Annotated in this window: 23 protein-coding genes; 14 read left to right on the top strand and 9 right to left on the bottom strand. The window is 66.6% G+C overall.

Going from position 1 to position 21,601, the window contains the following annotated elements; translation table 11 throughout:
* Window positions 1-65: 65 nt before the first annotated feature.
* Genes aat through AB4Z46_RS08970 form a run of 3 tightly spaced genes read left to right on the top strand, consistent with a single transcriptional unit; the run spans window position 66 to window position 2,389 of the window.
* Window positions 66-818, top strand: a complete 753-nt coding sequence (gene aat, locus AB4Z46_RS08980) for a leucyl/phenylalanyl-tRNA--protein transferase (RefSeq protein WP_442283136.1) — start codon at window positions 66-68, stop codon at window positions 816-818.
* Window positions 815-1,564, top strand: coding sequence for an arginyltransferase (locus tag AB4Z46_RS08975; protein WP_442283135.1), 750 nt, complete (start codon window positions 815-817; stop codon window positions 1,562-1,564). Before aat ends, AB4Z46_RS08975 begins: the two co-directional genes overlap by 4 nt.
* A gap of 30 nt (window positions 1,565-1,594) precedes the next feature.
* Window positions 1,595-2,389, top strand: coding sequence for an IclR family transcriptional regulator (locus AB4Z46_RS08970; RefSeq protein WP_442283134.1), 795 nt, complete (start codon window positions 1,595-1,597; stop codon window positions 2,387-2,389).
* Window positions 2,390-2,392: 3 nt separating this feature from the next.
* Here AB4Z46_RS08970 and AB4Z46_RS08965 read toward each other — a convergent pair whose 3' ends face one another.
* The 3 genes from AB4Z46_RS08965 to leuA all read right to left on the bottom strand — a co-directional run bounded on the left by AB4Z46_RS08965 (window position 2,393) and on the right by leuA (window position 6,952).
* Window positions 2,393-3,583: a serine hydrolase gene (locus tag AB4Z46_RS08965; protein ID WP_442283133.1), complete on the bottom strand. Its 1,191-nt coding sequence runs from the start codon at window positions 3,581-3,583 to the stop codon at window positions 2,393-2,395.
* 116 nt (window positions 3,584-3,699) lie between these two features.
* Complete coding sequence (locus tag AB4Z46_RS08960; protein ID WP_442283132.1) at window positions 3,700-5,238, bottom strand: 2-isopropylmalate synthase; 1,539 nt, start codon at window positions 5,236-5,238, stop codon at window positions 3,700-3,702.
* 10 nt (window positions 5,239-5,248) lie between these two features.
* Window positions 5,249-6,952, bottom strand: coding sequence for a 2-isopropylmalate synthase (leuA, locus tag AB4Z46_RS08955; protein WP_442283131.1), 1,704 nt, complete (start codon window positions 6,950-6,952; stop codon window positions 5,249-5,251).
* 255 nt (window positions 6,953-7,207) lie between these two features.
* Between leuA and AB4Z46_RS08950 the strand changes: the two genes are divergently transcribed.
* Window positions 7,208-8,053 (top strand): helix-turn-helix domain-containing protein, encoded by an 846-nt coding sequence (locus AB4Z46_RS08950; RefSeq protein WP_442283130.1) that lies wholly within the window; start codon window positions 7,208-7,210, stop codon window positions 8,051-8,053.
* 97 nt (window positions 8,054-8,150) lie between these two features.
* Window positions 8,151-8,495 (top strand): VOC family protein, encoded by a 345-nt coding sequence (locus AB4Z46_RS08945; RefSeq protein WP_442283129.1) that lies wholly within the window; start codon window positions 8,151-8,153, stop codon window positions 8,493-8,495.
* 17 nt (window positions 8,496-8,512) lie between these two features.
* Here the strand turns inward: AB4Z46_RS08945 and pssA are convergent, their stop codons facing one another.
* The 4 genes from pssA to AB4Z46_RS08925 form a co-directional block, all read right to left on the bottom strand.
* Window positions 8,513-9,337, bottom strand: a complete 825-nt coding sequence (pssA, locus tag AB4Z46_RS08940) for a CDP-diacylglycerol--serine O-phosphatidyltransferase (RefSeq protein WP_442283128.1) — start codon at window positions 9,335-9,337, stop codon at window positions 8,513-8,515.
* A gap of 147 nt (window positions 9,338-9,484) precedes the next feature.
* Window positions 9,485-10,501 (bottom strand): ketol-acid reductoisomerase, encoded by a 1,017-nt coding sequence (ilvC, locus tag AB4Z46_RS08935; RefSeq protein WP_442283127.1) that lies wholly within the window; start codon window positions 10,499-10,501, stop codon window positions 9,485-9,487.
* 44 nt (window positions 10,502-10,545) lie between these two features.
* The gene (gene ilvN, locus AB4Z46_RS08930; protein WP_076998466.1) at window positions 10,546-11,037 is read right to left on the bottom strand and encodes an acetolactate synthase small subunit; all 492 of its coding nucleotides are present in this window, start codon (window positions 11,035-11,037) and stop codon (window positions 10,546-10,548) included.
* Window positions 11,038-11,167: 130 nt separating this feature from the next.
* Complete coding sequence (locus AB4Z46_RS08925) at window positions 11,168-12,952, bottom strand: acetolactate synthase 3 catalytic subunit (protein ID WP_442283126.1); 1,785 nt, start codon at window positions 12,950-12,952, stop codon at window positions 11,168-11,170.
* A 284-nt stretch (window positions 12,953-13,236) separates the two neighbouring features.
* On the opposite strand from AB4Z46_RS08925, the gene AB4Z46_RS08920 reads away from it, so the two are divergent.
* The 6 genes from AB4Z46_RS08920 (at window position 13,237) to AB4Z46_RS08895 (ending at window position 16,609) form a co-directional block, all read left to right on the top strand.
* On the top strand, window positions 13,237-13,803 hold the full coding sequence (locus AB4Z46_RS08920; protein ID WP_442283125.1) for an RNA polymerase sigma factor: 567 nt from the start codon (window positions 13,237-13,239) through the stop codon (window positions 13,801-13,803).
* A complete protein-coding gene (locus AB4Z46_RS08915) occupies window positions 13,800-14,237 on the top strand; it encodes a DUF3619 family protein (protein ID WP_442283124.1) in 438 nt (145 codons plus the stop codon). The genes AB4Z46_RS08920 and AB4Z46_RS08915 overlap by 4 nt, the downstream gene beginning before the upstream one ends.
* 55 nt (window positions 14,238-14,292) lie before the next feature.
* Window positions 14,293-15,039, top strand: a complete 747-nt coding sequence (locus AB4Z46_RS08910; RefSeq protein WP_442283123.1) for a DUF3106 domain-containing protein — start codon at window positions 14,293-14,295, stop codon at window positions 15,037-15,039.
* 80 nt (window positions 15,040-15,119) lie between these two features.
* Window positions 15,120-15,614, top strand: a complete 495-nt coding sequence (locus tag AB4Z46_RS08905; RefSeq protein ID WP_442283122.1) for an RDD family protein — start codon at window positions 15,120-15,122, stop codon at window positions 15,612-15,614.
* Complete coding sequence (locus AB4Z46_RS08900) at window positions 15,611-16,000, top strand: diacylglycerol kinase (RefSeq protein WP_442283121.1); 390 nt, start codon at window positions 15,611-15,613, stop codon at window positions 15,998-16,000. The genes AB4Z46_RS08905 and AB4Z46_RS08900 overlap by 4 nt, the downstream gene beginning before the upstream one ends.
* Window positions 16,001-16,018: 18 nt before the next feature.
* Window positions 16,019-16,609 (top strand): TIGR00730 family Rossman fold protein, encoded by a 591-nt coding sequence (locus tag AB4Z46_RS08895; RefSeq protein ID WP_442283120.1) that lies wholly within the window; start codon window positions 16,019-16,021, stop codon window positions 16,607-16,609.
* A gap of 130 nt (window positions 16,610-16,739) precedes the next feature.
* On the opposite strand, the gene AB4Z46_RS08890 is transcribed toward AB4Z46_RS08895, so the two are convergent.
* Both AB4Z46_RS08890 and AB4Z46_RS08885 read right to left on the bottom strand, forming a co-directional pair.
* Entirely contained in the window at window positions 16,740-17,078 is a 339-nt protein-coding gene (locus tag AB4Z46_RS08890; RefSeq protein WP_286368035.1) for a P-II family nitrogen regulator, read from the bottom strand.
* Window positions 17,075-18,769, bottom strand: a complete 1,695-nt coding sequence (locus AB4Z46_RS08885) for an NAD+ synthase (RefSeq protein ID WP_442283119.1) — start codon at window positions 18,767-18,769, stop codon at window positions 17,075-17,077. Before AB4Z46_RS08885 ends, AB4Z46_RS08890 begins: the two co-directional genes overlap by 4 nt.
* Before the next feature lie 22 nt (window positions 18,770-18,791).
* On the opposite strand from AB4Z46_RS08885, the gene AB4Z46_RS08880 reads away from it, so the two are divergent.
* Genes AB4Z46_RS08880 through AB4Z46_RS08870 form a run of 3 tightly spaced genes read left to right on the top strand, consistent with a single transcriptional unit; the run spans window position 18,792 to window position 21,596 of the window.
* Window positions 18,792-19,850, top strand: a complete 1,059-nt coding sequence (locus AB4Z46_RS08880) for a DMT family transporter (protein WP_442283118.1) — start codon at window positions 18,792-18,794, stop codon at window positions 19,848-19,850.
* Entirely contained in the window at window positions 19,847-21,193 is a 1,347-nt protein-coding gene (locus AB4Z46_RS08875) for a GNAT family N-acetyltransferase (RefSeq protein ID WP_442283117.1), read from the top strand. The genes AB4Z46_RS08880 and AB4Z46_RS08875 overlap by 4 nt, the downstream gene beginning before the upstream one ends.
* 49 nt (window positions 21,194-21,242) lie before the next feature.
* Window positions 21,243-21,596 (top strand): cobalt-zinc-cadmium resistance protein, encoded by a 354-nt coding sequence (locus AB4Z46_RS08870; RefSeq protein ID WP_442283116.1) that lies wholly within the window; start codon window positions 21,243-21,245, stop codon window positions 21,594-21,596.
* Window positions 21,597-21,601: the final 5 nt, after the last annotated feature.

Below are 21,601 nucleotides of genomic sequence, written 5' to 3'. Positions count from 1 at the left end.
TGGGCTTCCGGAGCATTCGGCATGCGGCCGCGCCGAGGGCCTCGAAGCCGTGTATACCTTCGACCATGCAACTGCCCTGGCTCGACCCCGGTGACCCCCTGCCCGATGCCGCCCTCGCATGGGGCGAATCCGACCCCGTGCCCGGCCTGCTGGCGGCCGGCGGCGGCCTCGATGTCGCCAGCCTGCTGCAGGCCTACGGCAGCGGCATCTTCCCGTGGTTCAGCGAGGGCCAGCCCATCCTCTGGTGGAGTCCCGATCCGCGCATGGTGCTCGATGTCTCGCGCTTCAGGCTGCACCGGTCGCTGCGCAAGACGCTCGAGCACTTTCGGCTCGCCGAAGGCTGCGAGGTCCGCATCGACCATGGCTTCGAGGCCGTGATCTCGGCCTGCTCGACGGCGCCCCGGGCGGGCCAGTCCGGCACCTGGATCCTGCCCGAAATGATGGCCGCCTACACCGCGCTGCACCGTGCCGGCCATGCCCACAGCGTCGAGACCTGGATCGACGGCGAACTCGCCGGCGGCCTCTACTGCGTCGCGATCGGGCGCGCGGTGTTCGGCGAATCGATGTTCACGCGCCGGCCCGATGCCTCCAAGATCGCGCTGGCGGCGCTGGTCGCGTTCTGCCGCCGGCACGGCATCGCGATGATCGACTGCCAGCAGAAAACCAGCCACCTCGCCAGCCTCGGCGCGCGCGAAATGCCGCGCGAAGTCTTCGTGTCGCATGTCGCCCACGCACGCGCGCTGAGCGCCCCTCGCTGGCGCTTCGAGCCCGTATACTGGACCGAACTCCTGCCTGCGCGAACCTCCTTCCCGACGTGACGCACCTCAAGGATCTCCCGCTCCACACGCTGCAGTTCTACGCAACGGCGCCCTATCCGTGCAGCTATCTGCCGGACCGGCAGGCGCGTTCGCAGGTCGCCACGCCCAGCCACCTGATCCACAACGATGCCTACTCGGACCTGGTGCTGAACGGCTTCCGGCGCAGCGGCATGTTCACCTACCGGCCTTATTGCGATGGCTGCAGCGCCTGCGTGCCGTTGCGCGTGCTGGTCAATGAATTCAAGCCCACCCGCAGCCAGCGCCGCGCCCAGTCGCGCCATGCCGGCCTGCAGGCGCGGGTGCTCAAGCTGTGCTTCGTGCCCGAGCACTACCAGCTCTACCTGCGCTACCAGAACGGCCGTCACTCGGGCGGCGGCATGGACCACGACAGCATCGACCAGTACACCCAGTTCCTGCTGCAGAGCCGGGTCAACTCGCGGCTCGTCGAGTTCCGCGAGACACTGCCGGACGGCAGCGCCGGCGCGCTCAAGATGGTGTCGATCCTCGATGTGCTGAACGACGGGCTGTCGGCGGTCTACACCTTCTACGAGCCCGAGCCGGGTGCGAGCTATGGCAACTACAACGTGCTGTGGCAGATCGACCAGGCGCGCCAGCTCGAGTTGCCTCACGTCTACCTCGGCTACTGGATCGAAGGCAGCTCCAAGATGACCTACAAGGCTCGCTACGCACCGCATGAGTTGCTGATCGACGGGCRCTGGCAGGCACCAACCCATTTCACCAAGTAAAATGGCGACCGGTCTTCAACCGCGTTGCACATGAGAAAACCACAATCCGACGTTCCTGCCACGCCCGTGATCCAGGTCATCGAGCGAATGTTCTCGCTCATCGACGTGCTGGCGTCCCGTGAAGAAGCGATTTCACTCAAGGAAATCAGCGAAAAGACGGGGCTGCACCCGTCCACCACCCATCGGATCCTCAACGACCTGGCGGTCGGCCGTTTCGTCGACCGTCCCGAGGCCGGCAGCTACCGCCTCGGCATGCGCCTGCTCGAGCTCGGCAACCTGGTCAAGGGGCGGCTCAACGTGCGCGATGCCGCGCTGGCGCCGATGCGCGAGTTGCACAAGCTGACCCAGCAGCCGGTGAACCTCAGCATGCGCCAGGGCGACGAGATCGTCTACATCGAGCGCGCCTACAGCGAGCGTTCCGGCATGCAGGTGGTGCGCGCCATTGGCGGCCGCGCCCCGCTGCACCTGACCTCCACCGGCAAGCTGTTCCTGGCGGCGGACGAACCGCAGCGCATCCGCAGCTACGCCACGCGCACCGGGCTGGCCGGCCACACGCGCAACAGCATCACGCAACTGCCGGCGCTGGAACGCGAGCTGTCGAAGGCCCGCCAGTACGGCATCGCGCGCGACAACGAGGAACTCGAGCTCGGCGTGCGCTGCATGGCCGCCGGCATCTACGACGATCAGGGAAGATTAGTGGCCGGGCTGTCGATCTCGGCACCGGCCGACCGGCTGGACGAGGGCTGGCTGCCGAAGCTGCAGGCCACCGCCAACGAGATCTCGAGCGCGCTCGGCTTCAAGGCCGACCAGCCGGCGGCCGCCTGAGGATCAGCTCGCCGCGTGCGCGAAGCTCTGCTGCAGGCCGGGGTTGCTGCGGGAGGTGGCTTCGACCCAGCGGCGAACGCGCTCGGCGTCGCCGATGCGGCTGAGCTTGCCGGCCGAATCGAGGAACACCATGATCAGCTTGCGGCCAGCGATCTTGGTCTGCATCACCAGGCATTGGCCGGCTTCGGAGATGTAGCCGGTCTTCTGGACGCCGATGTCCCAGTCCGGGCTCTTGACGAGCCGGTTGGTGGTGTTGAACTGCAGCACGCGGTTGCCGACTTCGACCTGGTACTCCGGCGAAGTCGAGAGCTGGCGCACGGTGGCGTCGGCATAGGCGGCGTTCACCAGCAGCGCCAGGTCCTGGGCGCTCGACTGGTTGCGGCTCGACAGGCCTGTCGGCTCGACGTAGCGCGTGTCCTTCATGCCCAGCATCTTGGCCTTGGCGTTCATGACGCTCACGAACGTGGCCAGGCCGCCGGGATAGGTGCGGCCCAGCGCGTGTGCCGCGCGGTTCTCGCTCGACATGAGGGCCAGGTGCAGCAGTTCGCCGCGCGGCAGCATGGTGCCGATGTTCAGGCGCGAGCGGCTTCCCTTTTCGGTGTCGACATCGTCCTGCGTGATCGTGATCAGTTCGTCGGACGGCAGCTTGGCCTCGCTGATCAGCAGGCCGGTCATGAGCTTGGTCAGCGACGCGATGGGCAGCACCGCATGGTCGTTCTTGCTGAACAGCACTTCCTGGGTGTCCTGGTCGATCACCAGGGCCACGCTGGACTTCAGGTCGAGCGCGTCTTCGGTGCTGTGCAGACCGGCCATCTGGCCGAAGGACTGCCGTGCCGGCGCGGCCTCGGCCACACGAACGATCGAGCGGCGCTGCACGGCGACGACGGTCCGGCCGTTCTTCTGGCGAATCGATGCAACCACGTTGCGCCCACCGCTCACGACCTTGTCGGCTTTGTCAACCTTCGCGACTTGCCTGGAGCCTGCTCCGCGCTTCGAAGCCTCGGCCGAGGGCGCCGCCTTGCGCTTCGCATCCACGCTCACCGACGGCTTCTTGGAAGCGGCCGCCTTCTTCGAAGCCGTCGCGGCGTTCGCGCCGGGCAAGAAAAACGCCGTGGCGCAGAGCACGACGGCGGCAAGGCGAAGGGCGGGAAGGAACCGCTGGCTGGAAACTCGGTAGGAACGGGCTTCAGACATTTAAAACTCTCCAGCGGCGACAAAAAGGTGCCGTAGTGTATCGAAATCAAAAAAGACACGCAATATCAGTTACTTGCACCCTCTTCTTCAATCGAAAACAAGGAGCACCGTGAAACCTAACCTTGTGCAGCAACTCTCTCAGCTTGGCTCTGTAACTTGTTGAGAGCACTTAAGTATGCTTTTGCCGACGCGACCACGATGTCGGGGTCGGCACCGACCCCGTTGACCACCCGGCCGGCATTCTGCAAGCGCACTGTCACCTCCCCCTGGCTCTCCGTCGATCCGCTGATCGCATTGACCGAATAGAGCACCATTTCGGCCCCGCTCTTCACGTGGGACTCGATCGCCTTCAGTGACGCATCCACGGGACCGTTCCCGTCGGATTCGCCGGTGACCTCCTTGCCCTGCACCGTGAACACGACGCGCGCGTGGGGGCGCTCACCTGTTTCACTGTGTTGCGACAAAGATACAAAGCCGAACTGTTCAGCAACGTGCGAGTGCGCCTCTTCGCTGACCAGAGCGAGGATGTCTTCGTCAAATATTTCGCTCTTGCGGTCGGCGAGCTCCTTGAAATGCAAGAACGCGGCGTTGATGTCGGCCTCGCTCTCCATCTCGACGCCGAGTTCCTGCAGCCGCTGCTTGAAGGCGTTGCGGCCGCTGAGCTTGCCCAGCACGATCTTGTTGGCGCTCCAGCCGACGTCCTCGGCGCGCATGATCTCGTAGGTGTCGCGGGCCTTCAGCACGCCGTCCTGGTGGATGCCCGAGGCATGGGCGAAGGCATTGGCGCCCACCACCGCCTTGTTCGGCTGCACCACGAAGCCGGTGGTCTGGCTGACCATGCGGCTGGCGGCCACGATATGGCGCGTGTCGATGCCGAGATCGAGCCCGAAGTAGTCCTTGCGCGTCTTCACCGCCATCACGATCTCTTCGAGCGAGCAGTTGCCGGCGCGCTCGCCCAGGCCGTTGATGGTGCATTCCACCTGCCGGGCGCCGCCGATCTTCACGCCGGCCAGCGAATTGGCCACCGCCATGCCGAGGTCGTTGTGGCAATGGACCGACCAGACAGCGCGGTCGCTGTTCGGAATGCGCTCGCGCAGCGACTTGATGAAGTTGCCGTACAGCTCGGGAACCGCATAGCCCACGGTGTCCGGCACGTTGATGGTGGTTGCGCCCTCGTTGATGACGGCTTCGATCACCCGGCAGAGGTAGTCGGGGTCGCTGCGATAGCCGTCTTCGGGGCTGAACTCGACGTCGGCCACCAGGTTGCGCGCGAAGCGCACCGCGAGGCGGGCCTGCTCGAACACCTCGTCGGGCGTCATGCGCAGCTTCTTCTCCATGTGCAGCGGCGAGGTCGCGATGAAGGTGTGGATGCGCCCGTTGGCTGCGCCCTTGAGCGCCTCGGCCGCACGCGAGATGTCGCGGTCGTTGGCGCGCGACAGTCCACACACGGTCGAGTCCTTGATCGCGCTGGCGATCGCACGGACCGCGTCGAAATCGCCGTTCGAGCTGGCCGGGAAGCCGGCCTCGATGACATCGACCCGGAGCCGCTCGAGCTGGCGCGCGATGCGCAGCTTCTCATCCTTGGTCATGGAGGCACCCGGCGACTGTTCGCCGTCGCGCAGGGTGGTGTCGAAAATAATCAGCTTGTCGGCCATCGTGGATCTCCTAGGCGGGTTCAGCCATCGATTGTGCGCTGCGCGCGCCCTGGGCCCGGGCCCTGGCCAGGCCCGACAAGACGGCCTTCAGCGAGGCGGAAATGATGTTCGCGTCGACGCCGACGCCGAAGAGGGTGACCGATTCGTCGACGCGCAGTTCGAGGTAGGCCACCGCCTGGGCGTCGGCGCCGGCGCCGATCGCGTGCTGGTGGTAGTCGATCACGCGGATCGCGTGCCCGGTGGCGCCCGCCAGGGCGTGGATGAAGGCGTCGATCGGTCCGTTGCCTCGGCCTTCGATGGCGCGCACTTCACCCTCCCACGGCAGATCCGCGCGCAGCAGCACCGAGGCGCTCGCGCCCTCCCCCTGCTCTTCGAGCACACGGTGCTGGGGACCGGCCGCGTCGCGCAGGCCGTACTCGCGCTCGAACAGGGCGTAGAGATCGGCCGCGGTAAGTTCCTTGCCCGCGACGTCCATCACGCGCTGCACGTTCTGGCTGAACTCCATCTGCAGGCGGCGCGGCAACTCGAGGCCGTACTCGCTCTCGAGCAGGTAGGCGATGCCGCCCTTGCCGGACTGGCTGTTGACGCGGATCACGGCCTCGTAGCTGCGGCCGACATCCTTCGGATCGATCGGCAGATAGGGCATGTCCCAGATGTCGCCCTCCTGGCGGGCACCGAAGGCCTTCTTGATCGCATCCTGGTGCGAGCCCGAGAACGAGGTGTAGACCAGGTCGCCCACATAGGGGTGGCGCGGGTGCACCGGCAACTGGTTGCAATGCTCGACGGTGGCACGGATCTCGTCGATGTTCGAGAAATCGAGTTCGGGCGAGACGCCCTGGGTGTAGAGATTGAGCGCGACGTTCACGAGGTCGAGATTGCCGGTGCGCTCGCCATTGCCGAACAGGCAGCCTTCGATGCGGTCGGCGCCGGCCATCAGCGCGAACTCGCCGGCGGCGGTGCCGGTGCCGCGGTCGTTGTGCGGGTGTACCGAGAGCACGATCGCTTCGCGGCGTGCGAGGTTCCGGTGCATCCACTCGATCATGTCGGCGAAGATGTTCGGCGTCGAATGCTCGACCGTCGACGGCAGGTTCACGATGCACTTGCGCGCCGGCGTCGGCGCCCAGACCTCCGTCACCGCGTCGACCACCCGCTTGGAAAACGCGAGGTCGGTGCCCGAGAACATCTCCGGCGAATACTCGAAGGTCCAGTGCGTGGCCGGCTGCTTCGCGGCCAGCTCGCCGAACATCCGCGCGTGCGTGGTTGCGAGCTCGACGATCTGGTCCTCGTCCATGCCAAGCACCACGCGGCGCATCACCGGTGCCACCGCGTTGTACAGGTGCACGATGGCACGCGGCACGCCCTGCAGGGCCTCGAAGGTGCGCTCGATCAGCTGGTCGCGCGCCTGCGTGAGCACCTGGATGGTCACGTCGTCGGGGATGCGGTCTTCCTCGATCAGCTTGCGCACGAAGTCGAACTCGACCTGCGAAGCGGAGGGGAAGCCCACCTCGATTTCCTTGAAGCCGATCGCCACCAGCGTCTCGAACATCTTCATCTTGCGGGCGATGTCCATCGGCTCCACCAGCGCCTGGTTGCCGTCGCGCAGGTCGGTCGACAGCCAGATCGGCGCGCGGGTCAGCACGGCGTCGGGCCAGGTGCGGTCCTTCAAACCGATCGGAGCGAAGGCGCGGTACTTGCGGTTGGGTTGCTTCAACATCTTGGATTACTCGCTGTGGTTGGAATCCACCAGCAACCCCAAACAAAACGGCCCGTTGCTGGTGCGAACGGGCCGTGGTGAGGGATTTGCGCGCGCGCTCTACCGTCTCCGCCCGAAGGGGATCAGTAGTAGGGCCAGCGAAATCTTTTTCATGAGGAGACGCGAATATAGCAGAACCTGCGGCAAGGAAGCCAGCTGCACCGCGTACGCGGATGCGATCATGGTTGCCCGAATCCCTCCAATTGCCCGAAGCTGATGCCCGACGCGCCTGATGTCCATTGGAAGTACCTGCCGGCCCCCCGCTCTCCCGAGATGGAGGCCTGGGGATGCACGCTGTCCGGGTTCGAGGAATGGCTGCCGCACCCTGTCCGGCGCCTGGAAGTCCCTGCGCCTGTCATCAAGCTGATCATCGGATTCGGCGCCCGCTACCGGTTGTCTTTCGCGACCGAGGGCGCGCGAAGTCATCAGTCGTTCATCGTCGGCCTGGGGGGCGGACCGGCGGTATCCGATCATGCGGCTGCCCAATCGTGCATCGAGGTGGCGCTACCGCCCTGGGCGGCCTACCGCCTGTTCGATGGCGCGTCCGATGTGCTGTCGTCCCCTGTGGTGGATCTCGCCGATGCATGGGGCGGCCAGGCCTCGCTGCTGTCGGAACAACTGCACCACGCCGTCACCTGGGAAGCCCGCTTCGCTCTGGTGGAGCAGGACTTGACGATACGTCTGCGGCGCGCTCGCCGCGAGGCTGGTCCCGAACTCCGCTGGGCCTGGAATGAGTTGGAGCGCCGCCACGGAAACGTATCGATCGCCAGTCTGCGCCGAGCGATCGGATGGAGCGAAAGGCATTTGTCGGCGCAATTCCGGCGCCAGTTGGGCATCACGCCGAAACTGGCCGCGCGGCGTCTGCGTTTCGACCGGGTCCTTGGCAGTCTCGATGCCAGCGCCGCCATCGGGCTCGCCGACATCGCCGCCGAGTGCGGGTACGCCGACCAGAGTCACCTCAGCCGGGAGTTCCGCGCATTCGCCGGCTGCGCCCCCCAGGCCTACCGGCAAGCCGGTCTCCCCGGGGCTCTCGGCAAACCTGCAACACTGCTGGCCGGCTGACGCCACGGGCGCAAGTCGCTGGTCACATTTCTTCAAGACTCGCTGCACCCGAAGACCGAGACTCGGCAGCCTCAACAACAAGCAGCAGGAGTCGACCATGAGCGGCAGTGTTTCCTACCTCGAGATCGGCGCCGCAGACGCGGCGGCGTCGCAGCGGTTCTTCGGCGGTTTGTTCGGCTGGCCATTCCACCCGACGCAGGTGCCCGGCGAGGGCTGGTTCCAGCATGCCGCCATGCGGATCGGCTTGCATGGCGCCGATCCGGTGCCGGGCATTCTCGTGTTCTTCCAGGTGGCCGACATGGCCTTGAGCGTCACACGTGTCGTGGAACTTGGCGGGACCGCAGAGGCATCGGGGCCCGCCGAAGAGGGGTTCGGCACCTTCTGCCTCTGTGCCGATCCTCAGGGCGTCCCTTTTGGCCTTCGCCAGTTGCCGGCAACCTGAGCCGGCCCGGGGCGGGACTAGTTGTGCAGGCCTCGTTCGTCCGGTTCGTCGGTCGAGATGCTGATCACGCTCACCTGCTGACCCTTGGCCTTGCGCCAGGCATAGACCACGTAGCCGCTCAATCCATAGGCGACGAAGACCCCGAACAGGACGGTCGGCGGATGGATGTTGATGACCGCGATCCCGAGCGCGATCAGCACGATCACCGCGAAGGGCACGCTCTTCTTCATCTGGATGTCCTTGAAGCTGTAGAACGGCGCGTTGGTCACCATCGAGAGCCCGGCATACAGCGTGAAGCCGAAGGTGATCCAGGTGATCTGGTTCCACGAGAGGTACAGCACCTCGCCGCCGCGCTTGCCCCATTCGGTCATGAGCCAGATGAAACCCGCCACCAGTGCCGCCGCCGCGGGCGAGGGCAGGCCCTGGAACCAGCGCTTGTCGACCACGCCGGTGTTGACGTTGAAGCGCGCCAGCCGCAGCGCCGCGCAGGCGCAGTAGACGAAGGCCGCGATCCAGCCCCAACGGCCCAGGCCCTTGAGCGACCATTCATAGGCGATCAAGGCGGGCGCGGCGCCGAAGGACACCATGTCGGACAGCGAATCCATCTGCTCGCCGAACGCGCTCTGGGTGTTGGTCATGCGGGCCACGCGGCCGTCGAGGCTGTCGAGGATCATCGCGGCGAAGACGCCGAGCGCCGCCAGGTCGAAGCGCGCATTCATCGCCATCACGACCGAGTAGAAGCCACCGAAGAGTGCCGCCAGCGTGAACAGGTTGGGCAGGATGTAGATGCCCTTGCGGCGCTTGCGCGTGGGTACCTCGTCGGGCAGCGTGTCGTCATGCATGGGGTCGGCCTCCAGCGCGAAAGGGGCTCGGGTACGGGGCAGGACGGGGGGTAGCAAACATCGGTGGCAGTGTAGTTCAGGCGCAATGCGCGCCTCCATGAAAAAGGGCCACCGCGTGGTGGCCCTTCTGGCGTCGGAAGGCTCCGATCAGTTGCGGGTCTGGTCGACCAGCTTGTTCTTCTTGATCCAGGGCATCATCGCGCGCAGCTGTTCGCCGACGACCTCGATCTGATGCTCGGCATTGATCCGGCGACGGCTGATCAGCGCGGGCTGGCCGGCGGCGGCTTCGAGGACGAAGCTCTTGGCATATTCGCCGGTCTGGATGTCCTTCAGGACTTGCTTCATGACCTTCTTGGTTTCCTCGGTCACGATGCGCGGGCCGGTCACGTACTCGCCGTACTCGGCGTTGTTCGAGATCGAGTAGTTCATGTTGGCGATACCGCCTTCATAGATCAGGTCGACGATCAGCTTGAGCTCGTGCAGGCATTCGAAGTACGCCATTTCGGGCGCATAGCCGGCTTCCACCAGCGTCTCGAAACCGGCCTTGATCAGCTCGACCGTACCGCCGCACAGAACCGCTTGTTCGCCGAACAGGTCGGTCTCGGTTTCTTCGCGGAAGTTGGTCTCGATGATGCCGGCCTTGCCGCCGCCGTTGGCCGTGGCATAGGACAGCGCCAGGTCGCGCGCCTTGCCGCTCTTGTCGGCATGCACGGCGATCAGGTGCGGCACGCCGCCGCCTTGCGTGTAGGTGCTGCGCACGGTGTGGCCCGGTGCCTTGGGAGCGACCATCCAGACGTCGAGGTCGGCGCGCGGCTGCACGAAACCGTAGTGCACGTTGAAGCCGTGCGCGAAGACCAGCGAAGCGCCTTCCTTGATGTTCGGTGCGACGTCGTTCTTGTAGACGTTGGCGATCTGCTCGTCGGGCAGCAGGATCATGACCACGTCGGCGGACTTCACCGCGTCGGCCACTTCAGCGACCTTGAGGCCGGCCTTGCCGACCTTGTCCCACGATGCGCCGCCCTTGCGCAGGCCGACCACGACCTTGACGCCGCTGTCGTTCAGGTTCTGCGCGTGCGCATGGCCCTGGCTGCCGTAGCCGATGATCGCAACGGTCTTGCCCTTGATGAGGCTCAGGTCCGCGTCCTTGTCGTAATAGACTTTCATGAGAGTGCTCCTTCGTTGATTCGCTGGTGTGTGGATGGATGGGTTCAGACGCGCAGGATGCGCTCGCCGCGGCCGATGCCGCTGGCGCCGGTGCGGACGGTCTCGAGGATCGCGCCGCGATCGATGGCTTCGAGGAACGCGTCGTTCTTGCCGTGGTCGCCCGTGAGCTCGATGGTGTAGCTCTTGTCGGTCACGTCGATGATGCGGCCGCGGAAGATCTCGGCCATGCGCATCATCTCTTCGCGCTCCTTGCCGACCGCGCGCACCTTCACCATCATGAGCTCTCGCTCGGTGTAGGCGCCTTCGGTCAGGTCGACCACCTTGACGACCTCGATCAGGCGGTTCAGGTGCTTGGTGATCTGCTCGATCACGTCGTCCGAGCCGGCGGTGACGATGGTCATGCGCGAGAGGCTCGGATCCTCGGTCGGCGCGACGGTCAGCGATTCGATGTTGTAGCCGCGGGCCGAGAACAGGCCGACGACGCGGGAGAGTGCACCGGGCTCGTTCTCGAGCAGCACGGCAATGATGTGTTTCATGTCAGCAGGACTCCTCTTTTCGCCGCCCTCCCCCGTGCACGGTAATGCGCGGGCTCGACAAGCGATTGAATCGTCCGGAAAAAAGTTATGGAAGGAGCCGAGTCCGCGCAGCGGACCGGCTTATCGTCTGTTACAAATCCTCGGAACCCAGCAGCATCTCGGTGATGCCCATCCCCGCCTTGACCATCGGGAACACGTTCTCGGTCGGGTCGGTGCGGAAATCCATGAACACGGTGCGGTCCTTGAGCTTGCGCGCCTCGCGCAGCGCCGGTTCCACGTCCTGCGGGCGTTCGATCAGCAGGCCGACATGGCCGTAGGCCTCGGCCAGCTTCACGAAGTTGGGCAGCGCGTCCATGTAGCTGTGGCTGTAGCGGCCCGAATACTCGATCTCCTGCCACTGGCGCACCATGCCGAGGTAGCGGTTGTTCAGCGAGCAGATCTTGATCGGCGTGTTGTACTGCAGGCAGGTGGACAGCTCCTGGATGCACATCTGCACCGAGCCTTCGCCCGTGATGCAGAACACTTCCGATTCGGGCTTCGCCAGCTTGATGCCCATCGCGTACGGAATGCCCACGCCCATGGTGCCCAGGCCGCCCGAATTGATCCAGCGGCGCGGCTCGTCGAAGCGGTAGTACTGCGCGGCCCACATCTGGTGCTGGCCGACGTCGGACGTGATGTAGGTGTCGGCGTCCTTGGTCATGTTCCAGAGCGTCTCGACGACGTACTGGGGCTTGATCACGTCCTTGTTGCCGCGGTCGTACTTGAGGCAGTCCTTGCCGCGCCATTCCTCGATCGTGCTCCACCAGCTGGCCAGCGCCCCGGCGTCGGGCCGGACGGTGCTCTCGCGGATCATCGAGATCAGCTCGGTCAGCACGTCCTTGACGTCGCCGACGATCGGGATGTCGACCTTGACGCGCTTGGAGATGCTCGACGGGTCGATGTCGACGTGGATGATCTTGCGTTCGTTCTGCGCGAAGTGCTTCGGGTTGCCGATCACGCGGTCGTCGAAGCGCGCGCCCACGGCCAGCAGCACGTCGCAGTTCTGCATCGCGTTGTTGGCTTCGATGGTGCCGTGCATGCCCAGCATGCCGAGGAACTTGCGGTCGCTGGCCGGATAGGCGCCCAGGCCCATCAGCGTGTTGGTGACCGGGTAGCCGAGCATGTCGACCAGGGTGCGCAGCTCGTTGGTGGCGTTGCCGAGCAGCACGCCGCCGCCGGTGTAGATGTAGGGGCGCTTGGCTGTCAGCAACAGCTGAAGGGCCTTGCGGATCTGGCCGCCGTGGCCCTTGCGCACCGGGTTGTACGAGCGCATCTCGACCTTGTCGGGATAGCCGCTGTAGGGCACCTTCTTGAAGGAGACGTCCTTGGGCACGTCCACCACCACCGGGCCCGGACGGCCGCTGCGTGCGATGTGGAAGGCCTTCTTCATCGTCATCGCCAGATCCTTGGGATCCTTGACGAGGAAGTTGTGCTTGACGATCGGCCGCGTGATGCCGACCGTGTCGCATTCCTGGAACGCGTCGAGGCCGATCGCGGCGGTCGGCACCTGCCCCGAGATGATCACCATCGGGATCGAGTCCATGTAGGCCGTCGCGATGCCGGTGACCGCGTTGGTCAGCCCGGGGCCCGAAGTGACCAGCGCAACGCCGACATCGCCGGTGGCGCGGGCATAGCCGTCGGCCGCGTGGACGGCGGCCTGCTCGTGGCGCACCAGCACGTGCTGGATGGTGTCCTGCTTGTAGAACGCGTCGTAGATGTAGAGAACCGCGCCGCCGGGATAGCCCCAGACGTACTTGACGCCTTCGGCCTGCAGTGCCTTGACCAGCACTTCGGCGCCCATGAGCTCTTGGGTTTGATTGCCCATCCCTGAGGATGCGGCTGCTGCGGAAGCGAGTTCCGCCTTCGAGATTTCCATGATGAACCTTTGCGTTTTTTCGGGAACGAAAAACCTTGGGTGCCCCTTCGCCAGCTCTTTTGAAGCCGCGTCAGGACTTGAGGCCACAGCCATGGGCGTATCTGTATACCGCCGGACCGTGACCCGTTTGCCTTTTGACTTGCAAGGCGGATTATGACACCGGAACGCTGCCTTGCGGCCGGCCCGGGCCCGATCCGGGCGCAGAGGCATAATCCGCGCGACAAAAAGACAAACGTCCCAGAGACACCTCCCCACGCGGCGCACTTTCCCTGCGCCGGATTCGCTTGGCCACTGAACAAGAACTTTCCGATTTCCTGAAGAGTGTCGAAAGACGCGCTTTCAAGCGCTCGGTCTACCACGTGCGCGACGAGGAAGCGGCGCTCGACATCGTGCAGGACAGCATGATGAAGCTGGCCGAGCACTATGGAGACAAGCCGGCCAACGAGTTGCCGATGCTGTTCCAGCGCATCCTGTCGAACTGCACGCTCGACTGGTTCCGCCGGCAGAAGACGCGCCGGGCGCTGTTCTCCAATCTGAGCGATTTCGAATCGCTCGACGACGACGGCGACTTCGACCTGCTCGAGCACGTCCAGGCCCCCACCGACACGCGCGAGACCGAGAGCGCCGAAGACACCACCCGAAGGGCCCAGATCTTCCACGAGATCGAGGAGCAGATCGCCGCTCTGCCAGGGCGTCAACGCGAGGCCTTTCTGATGCGTTACTGGGAAGACATGGACGTCGCCGAGACGGCCGCCGCGATGGGTTGCTCCGAAGGGAGCGTCAAAACCCACTGTTCGCGCGCCGTGCACGCCTTGAGCAAGGCGCTCAAAGCCAAGGGAATTTCGCTATGAACACAACAAATACTGCCCCGCCAGGGTCCGCCATTGCCTTTGAAGAGCAATTCGGTCGCCGGGTCGCCGCGCGCCTGTCTGCCGGCAATCTCGAACTCTCGCACGAGGTCGGCGAGCGTCTGCGCGCCGCCCGCGTGCAGGCCGTGGCGCGCCGCAAGACTGTGCCGCAATTCAAGTCGGCGCCGGTGGTGGTTGCCAGCGGACGGGCCGCGGCCCTCGGCGGCGGTTGGTGGACCCGCATCGGCTCGGTGCTGCCGCTGGTGGCGCTGGTCGCGGGCCTGATGGCGATCAGCGTGATCCAGGAAGACCGCCGCACCAACGAACTGGCGGAAGTCGACTCCGCGCTGCTGACCGACGACCTGCCGCCTGCGGCCTACACCGATCCCGGCTTCGCCCAGTTCCTGAAGACCAGCGACGACGCTGCCGAGCGCTGACACTCCATTTCGAATGCTGCGTTCTCTCCTCCTTTGCGCACAGGCGCTCCACCCGGTGTACGTCTCGACGCCGGCCGCGAGCGTTTGTCTCGCAGCGCTGCTGACGCTGGGCGGGCTGGGGCTCGTGGCGGCAACGCCTGCCGGGGCGCAGACCGTCAAGACACAGACCCAGGCCACGAAACCCCCGTCCAAGCCGACGTGGCGCGACCTGAGCGCCCGCCAACAGCGGGCGCTGGAGCCCCTGGCCTCCACATGGGACGAGCTGACAGAACCACATAAGCGCAAATGGCTGGTGATCGTGCGCGATTACGCAGAGATGTCGACCGCAGACCAGGAAATCCTTCATAGCCGCATGAAGGAATGGTCCAAGCTGAGCAACCGGGAGCGGGCCCAGGCCCGCCTCAATTTCGCCGATGCGAAGCAATTGCCCGCCGATGAGCGCAAGGCCAAATGGGAGGCCTACCAGGCGCTCAGCGACGAGGAAAAAAGCCGGCTCGCAGCCAGCGCCAGCCCGACGGTGACGCCGGGTGCGGCCGCCACGATCCGGCCGGTGCCGGCGCAGAAGCTGGCGCCCGTGCCCTCGGCCGGCTCCGAAGGCCAGCATGCGCCGCGCATCCTGCTCGCACCACCGCCGGCCGCGCCGGTGGCAGCTGCCCGCCCGCCGGCTCCGGCGCCCTCCTCAGCGCCGGTCTCCGCCGAAGCGCAGGTGCCGCCGCCCGCCGCGAACTCGTCCGCCGCGGAGCCGCCGGTCACCTCGACGCCACCGGTTCGCTTGACCGAGCAACCCTCTTCGGCGCCCTGATCCGACACATGGCCTCCAGTTCCTCCGGCAGCGCCGGACCCCACCCGGCCACGGCCGGGGACTCCACCGCTCGACCCCCCATGCACCTGGCCGCACCCGGCCTCTGGCGCCGCATGGCCTGCTGGCTCTACGAGGGCATGCTGCTGTTCGCGGTGGTGTTCGTCGCCGGCTGGCTGTTCAGCACCCTGGGCCAGATGCGCGACGCAATGGATTCGCGCCGGCACCTGCTCCAAGCCTTTCTGTTCGTGGTCTTCGGTGTCTATTTCGTCTTCTTCTGGGCCAAGGGCCAGACGCTGGCCATGAAGACCTGGGGCATCCGCGTGGTCGATCGTCACGGCCAGGCGCTGAGCCAGGGGCGCGCGCTGCTGCGCTACCTGCTGAGCTGGGTCTGGTTCCTGCCGCCGCTGGCCGTCATTGCGCCGTTCAAGCTCGGCGGCGGCGAAGCGTCGGTGCTGATCCTCGGCTGGGTCGCAGTCTGGGCCCTGCTCGCCCGCTTCCACCCCGAACGCCAGTTCTGGCACGACGCCTGGGCCGGCACCCGCCTGATCGCATCCAGGCCGATGAGCCGGCGATGAGCGGCATCGACCCGGTCAATCCGCAGGCCCTGCGGCGCGGCCTGACCCGCGTCTGGCATGCGGCGCTGATCTCGGTGAACGGTTTTCGCGCCGGCTGGCGCGAGGCCGCCTTCCGCGAAGAGGTCTTCTGCGCCGTCGTCATGATCCCGGCAGCCTTCTGGGTCGGCCGCAGTTGGGTCGAGGTGGCGCTGCTGGTTGCCACGGTGGTGCTGGTGCTGATCGTCGAACTGCTCAACAGCGCGGTCGAGGCCGCCATCGACCGCATCGGCCCGGAATGGCATTCGCTTTCGAAGGCCGCCAAGGACCTCGGAAGCGCTGCCGTGCTGCTGTCCATTGTGCTGTGCAGCGGCGTCTGGATCGCGGCGCTGTGGCAGCGTTTCACATAAGCACGGCATCATTGCGGGATGACTCCCTCTTTTTCGATTTGCGTGTATTGCGGCTCGCGCCCGGGCGAGCGACCTGAATTCACGGCCGTGGCACAAGCGGTCGGCCGCTGGATCGGCGAGCGTGGCGGACAGCTGGTCTATGGCGGCGGCCGCACCGGCCTCATGGGCACCGTGGCCGAGGCCACGCGTGCAGCCGGCGGCCGCGTGGTCGGCATCATCCCGAAGGCCCTGGTCGACAAGGAACTCGCCAACCGCCAGAGCGATGAACTGCACGTGGTCGACACCATGCACGAGCGCAAGGCCATGATGGGCGAACGCGCCGACGCCTTCCTGGCGCTGCCGGGCGGCATCGGCACCTTCGAGGAGCTGTTCGAGATCTGGACCTGGCGCCAGCTCGGCTACCACGACAAGCCGGTCGGCATCCTGAACGTGGCGGGCTATTACGACGGCATGCTGACCTTCCTGGCCAACAGTGTGCGCGAAGGCTTCATGAACGACTGGCAGATGGACCTGGTGCGTACCGGTACCGACACCACCGCCCTGCTAGAAGCCCTGGCCGAAGAGGCCAGCCGTCACCCCAAGGGGGACAAACTCGCAGAAGTCCTTTGAACGCACGGGGGCCGGCGCAGCCAGGCCCTCGTTGGTGGGACACCGCGGAACCGGCTTCGCCGGGCCGCCGGTGTCGCCCCCGGTAGGGGGTGGGCGGGCTACACGAAGTGAGCCCAACCTGGGGGCGAGCCTATACCGCGGCTTCGTCCTCTTCGCCGGTACGGATGCGGACCACCCGCTCCACGTTGGTCACGAAGATCTTGCCGTCGCCGATCTTGCCGGTGCGCGCGGCGCTGACGATGGCGTCGACGCAGCGTTCGACGTCCGCCTCGTTGACCACCACCTCGACGCGCATCTTGGGCAGGAAATCGACCACGTACTCGGCACCGCGGTAGAGCTCGGTGTGGCCCTTCTGTCGACCGAAGCCCTTGACTTCGGTCACGGTGAGCCCGGTGACGCCGACCTCGGCCAGGGCCTCGCGCACGTCATCGAGCTTGAACGGTTTGAGGATGGCGGTGATTTGCTTCATACGGTCTTTCTTCCGGCGGTTTCGTTGAACTTGCTGGTGATAGGGTAGCGCCAATCCTTGCCGAAGCTGCGGTGCGTGACGCGGATACCCACCGGCGCCTGGCGTCTTTTGTACTCGTTGATCTTGATCAGGCGGGCCACCCGCTCGACCACGGCACGTTCGTAGCCTGCCGCGATGATCTCGTCGATGCCCTCGTCGTCTTCCATGTAGCGCGCCAGGATGCCGTCGAGGACGTCGTAGGGCGGCAGGCTGTCCTGGTCGGTCTGGTCCGGCCGCAGCTCGGCGCTCGGCGGCCGCGTGATGATGCGCTCGGGAATCGGCTCGGTGCCGGTGCCGTACGGATCGTGGGCATTGCGCCAGCGCGCCAGCGCGAACACCGTGGTCTTGAGAAGATCCTTGATGACCGCGAAGCCGCCCGCCATGTCGCCGTAGAGCGTGCAGTAGCCGGTGGCCATCTCGCTCTTGTTGCCGGTGGTCAGCACGATCGAGCCGAACTTGTTCGACAGCGCCATCAGCAGCGTGCCGCGGATGCGGGCCTGCAGGTTCTCCTCGGTCGCATCCTCGGCCAGCCCCTTGAACTCCTCGGCCAGCACGCCCCGGAACGACTCGAAGGTGTGCTTGATCGAGATCTCGTCATAGCGCACGCCCAGCCGCTTGGCCATTTCGCGCGCATCGATCCAGCTGATGTCGGCGGTATAGGGCGAAGGCATCATCACCGCGCGCACGCGGTCGCGGCCCAGCGCATCGACCGCGATCGCCAGCACCAGCGCCGAGTCGATCCCGCCGGACAGCCCGAGGATCGCGCCGGGAAACCCGTTCTTGCCGATGTAGTCGCGCACGCCCACCACCAGCGCATCCCAGAGCTGGGCCTCGGCGCCGCGCGGGGCGGCAATCGCGGCGTCGCTGCGCGCGAAGCCGACGCCGGCAGCGCGGCGTTCGAGCTGGGCGAAGACCAGGCGCTCCTTGAAGCTCTCCGCCTGCAGCGCGGTCGCGCCGTCGGCCTCGAGGGCAAAGGAAGCGCCGTCGAACACCACTTCGTCCTGCCCGCCGACCAGATGCGCATAGACCAGCGGCAAATTCACCGTCCTGGCGCGCGCGGCCATGCGCACGATGCGCTCGCCTTCCTTGCCGACGTGGAAGGGCGAGGCATTGATGACCGCGAGGACCTCGGCGCCGGCCTCCTTCGCGAGCTGGGCCGGCGCATCGAACCAGGCGTCCTCGCAGATCAGCAGGCCGACCGAGACGCCGCCGGCCTCGAACACGCAGACGCCCTCGCCCGGCGTGAAATAACGGCGCTCGTCGAACACCTGGTAGTTCGGCAGTTCGCGCTTGGCATAGGTGTCGAGAACGCGCCCCTCGCTGAGCACGCTGGCGGCGTTGTGGCGCAACTGCACCGCGACCGACCGGCTGCGCAGACTGCCGCCCGTGGGATGCCCGACCACCACCACCATGCCGTCGAGATCGGCCAGTTCGGCGGCGACGGCGCGCACCGCGTCGTCACAGGCGGTGACGAAGGCCGGGCGCAGGAACAGGTCCTCGGCCGCGTAGCCGCAGATCGACAGTTCAGGCGTGAGCAGCAGGCGCGCGCCCTGTCCGTAGGCGTCGCGCGCCGCGTCGACGATCTTGCGGGCGTTGCCGGCGAGATCGCCCACCACGAAATTGAGCTGCGCGATGGCAAGTTTCAGGGTCATATCAGAGCAGGAAAAGGGCTGGATGATTATGTCATCGGGGCCCGCCGCTCGCCCCGACGGCCGGGACCCGGCGGCCGTGCGCCATGCGGCCGACCTCGAACGGCGTGCCCTGTTACCCTCGGTGGCGATGCGCCCAGGTACCCCTCTCGCCAGCTTCTTCGACTCCGTGCTTCCCAGGCCTCAGGGCCAGGCCTATCTGCTGCTCGTGTTCACCACCCTCATCTGGGGCGCCAACGCCGTGGCGGCGCGGCTGGCGGTGGGCGAGGTGTCGCCGATGATGCTGACCTTCTCGCGCTGGATCGTCTGCTGCGTGGCGCTGGCCTTCACCGCGAGGCAGCAGATCGCCGAGCACTGGCGCACGCTGCTGCCGTCCTGGCGCTCGATCACGCTGATGGGGACCCTCGGCTTCACGGGCTTCAATGCGCTTTTCTATGCGGCGGCCCATCACACGACGGCGATCAACATCGCGATCATCCAGGGCACCATTCCGGTGCTCGTCCTGATCGGCAGCTTCTTCTTGTTCGCCACCCGCATCACGGCCCTGCAGATCGTCGGCGTGGTGCTCACGCTCGGCGGCATCGCGGTCGTGGCCTCGCGCGGGCAACTCGCGCTGCTGACCGACCTGGCCTTCAACATCGGCGATGTCTGGATCGTCGTCGCCTGCCTGCTGTATGCCGGCTATGCCCTGGGACTTCGGCGCCGCCCTGCGGTGCCCGCGATCGTCTTCTTTGCGGCAACCGCCGCGGTGGCCTGCGTGGTCTCGCTGCCGCTCGTCGCCGCGGAAATCGCGATGGGGCAGTTCTTCGTCCCGACCGGCAAGGGCGTGGCGCTGGTGCTGTTCATCGGTCTCTTGCCCAGCTTCATCTCGCAGGTCACCTTCATCCACGCCGTGACGCTGATCGGGCCGGCTCGTGCCGGCGTGTTCCTCAATCTGGTGCCGATCTTCGGGCCGCTGCTGGCCGTCCTCATCCTCGGCGAGCCGCTGTCGGCCTATCACGCGGCGGCCCTGGCCCTGGTGCTGGGCGGCATCTACATCGCCGAGTCCTTCGGGGCCGGCAAGCGCAAGGCGGAACGCCCTTGAGCACGCCGATCGTCCGCATCCACCGCTCGCCGTCCGAGATCGACCCGGCGGCCTGGGACGGCCTGCTGGCCTCGCAGCCCGCCCCCTCCCCCTTCATGCGCCATGCCTACCTGGCCGCCCTGGACGCCAGCGGCTGCGCCTCGCCCGCGAACGGCTGGACGCCGCAGTTCATCACGCTGTGGCGGGGCAAGCTGCTCGTGGCGGCCTGCCCGCTCTACGTCAAGGACCACTCCTACGGCGAGTACGTCTTCGACTGGGCCTGGGCCAACGCCTACCAGGAGCACGGGCTGGCCTACTACCCCAAGGCTGTCGCCGCCGTGCCGTTCACGCCGGTGCCGGGCGCCCGCCTCCTGGCACGCGACGCGGAAAGCCGCGTGCTGCTGGTGCAGGCCGCCGTGGCCTGGTGCAAGGAGGAAGCGTTGTCCTCGCTGCACCTGCTGTTCGGCGCCGACGAGGACATTGCGGCCTGCGCCGAAGCCGGGCTGATGCTGCGCCACACGGTCCAGTTCCACTGGATCAATGCGCCCCCCGCGCTCGGCACTGACGTGTCCTCGCTGCCCCCCGAGGGGGCGCGTTCCGCCTTGGGGCGGCCCGGCGGCGGAACTACGGCCCCCACGCTCGGCACTGACGTGTCCTCGCTGCCCCCCGAGGGGGCGCGTTCCGCCTTGGGGCGGCCCGGCGGCGGAACCGGCCCCTGGAAAGACTTCGACGCCTTCCTCTCCAGCCTGTCGCACGACAAGCGCAAGAAGATCCGCCAGGAACGCCGCAAGGTGCACGACGCCGGCGTGAGCTTTCGCTGGTCGCGCGGGACGGACATCAGCGGCGCGGACTGGGATTTCTTCTATCGCTGCTATGCCCGCACCTACCGCGAGCACGGCAACCCGCCGTACCTGAACCGCGACTTCTTCCACCGGATGGCCTCCGGCATGCCGGAGGCCTGGTTGCTGTTCGTCGCCGAGCGCGAGGGCAAACCGATCGCGACCAGCCTGATCGCGCTGTCCGCCGGCCTCGGCGGCGCCGACGACTCGCCGGCGCCGCTGGTCGCCTACGGCCGCTACTGGGGCGCTCTCGAACGCGTCGACTGCCTGCACTTCGAGGCCTGCTACTACCAGCCGCTCGCGTGGTGCATCGCGCACGGCGTCGAGCGCTTCGAGGGCGGCGCCCAGGGCGAGCACAAGATGGCGCGCGCGCTGATGCCGGTGCGCACCACCAGCGCGCACTGGCTGGCGCACCCGGCTTTCGCCGACGCGGTCGAGCGCTTCCTCGAGCGCGAAGGCGCCGGCATCGAGAACTACCTGGACCACCTGGGCGAACGCAGCCCGTTTCGCCACGACGACGAATGAAGGCCTCGACGGCGCAGGGACAAGGGGCCCGCTTCTATACTCCGCGCCGATGTCCCGATTGCACCGATTCTGGTTCCTGCTCGCGCTGCTGCTGCCCCTGCAGCTGACCTGGGCCAGTGCCAGCGCCTATTGCGCGCACGAGAGCAATCCGGGCCACGCGACACACATCGGGCACCACGGCCACCTTCACCAGGCCGACCCGCAGAAGGCCGCCGCGGGCCAGGGTCTGCTCGACAACGACTGCGGCGCCTGCCATGCGTCCTGCGCGCTGCCGCTGCCGGCGCCGGATGGCGCGACCCTCGCACCCGACCTCACGCCAAGGCGCGCGGCGGCGCCGCCGCACCACTACCTGTCCGCGCAGCCGCGCGCCCCCGACCGGCCTCAGTGGCCCCGTCTCGCTTGACCGGC

Origin of the sequence: Variovorax sp. M-6, assembly GCF_052114385.1 — a bacterium.
In the GTDB taxonomy this organism is placed as follows: Bacteria; Pseudomonadota; Gammaproteobacteria; order Burkholderiales; family Burkholderiaceae_C; genus Variovorax.
Note: the sequence above shows the minus strand (reverse complement) of the source record. Positions and strands in the feature narration are given on the sequence as shown.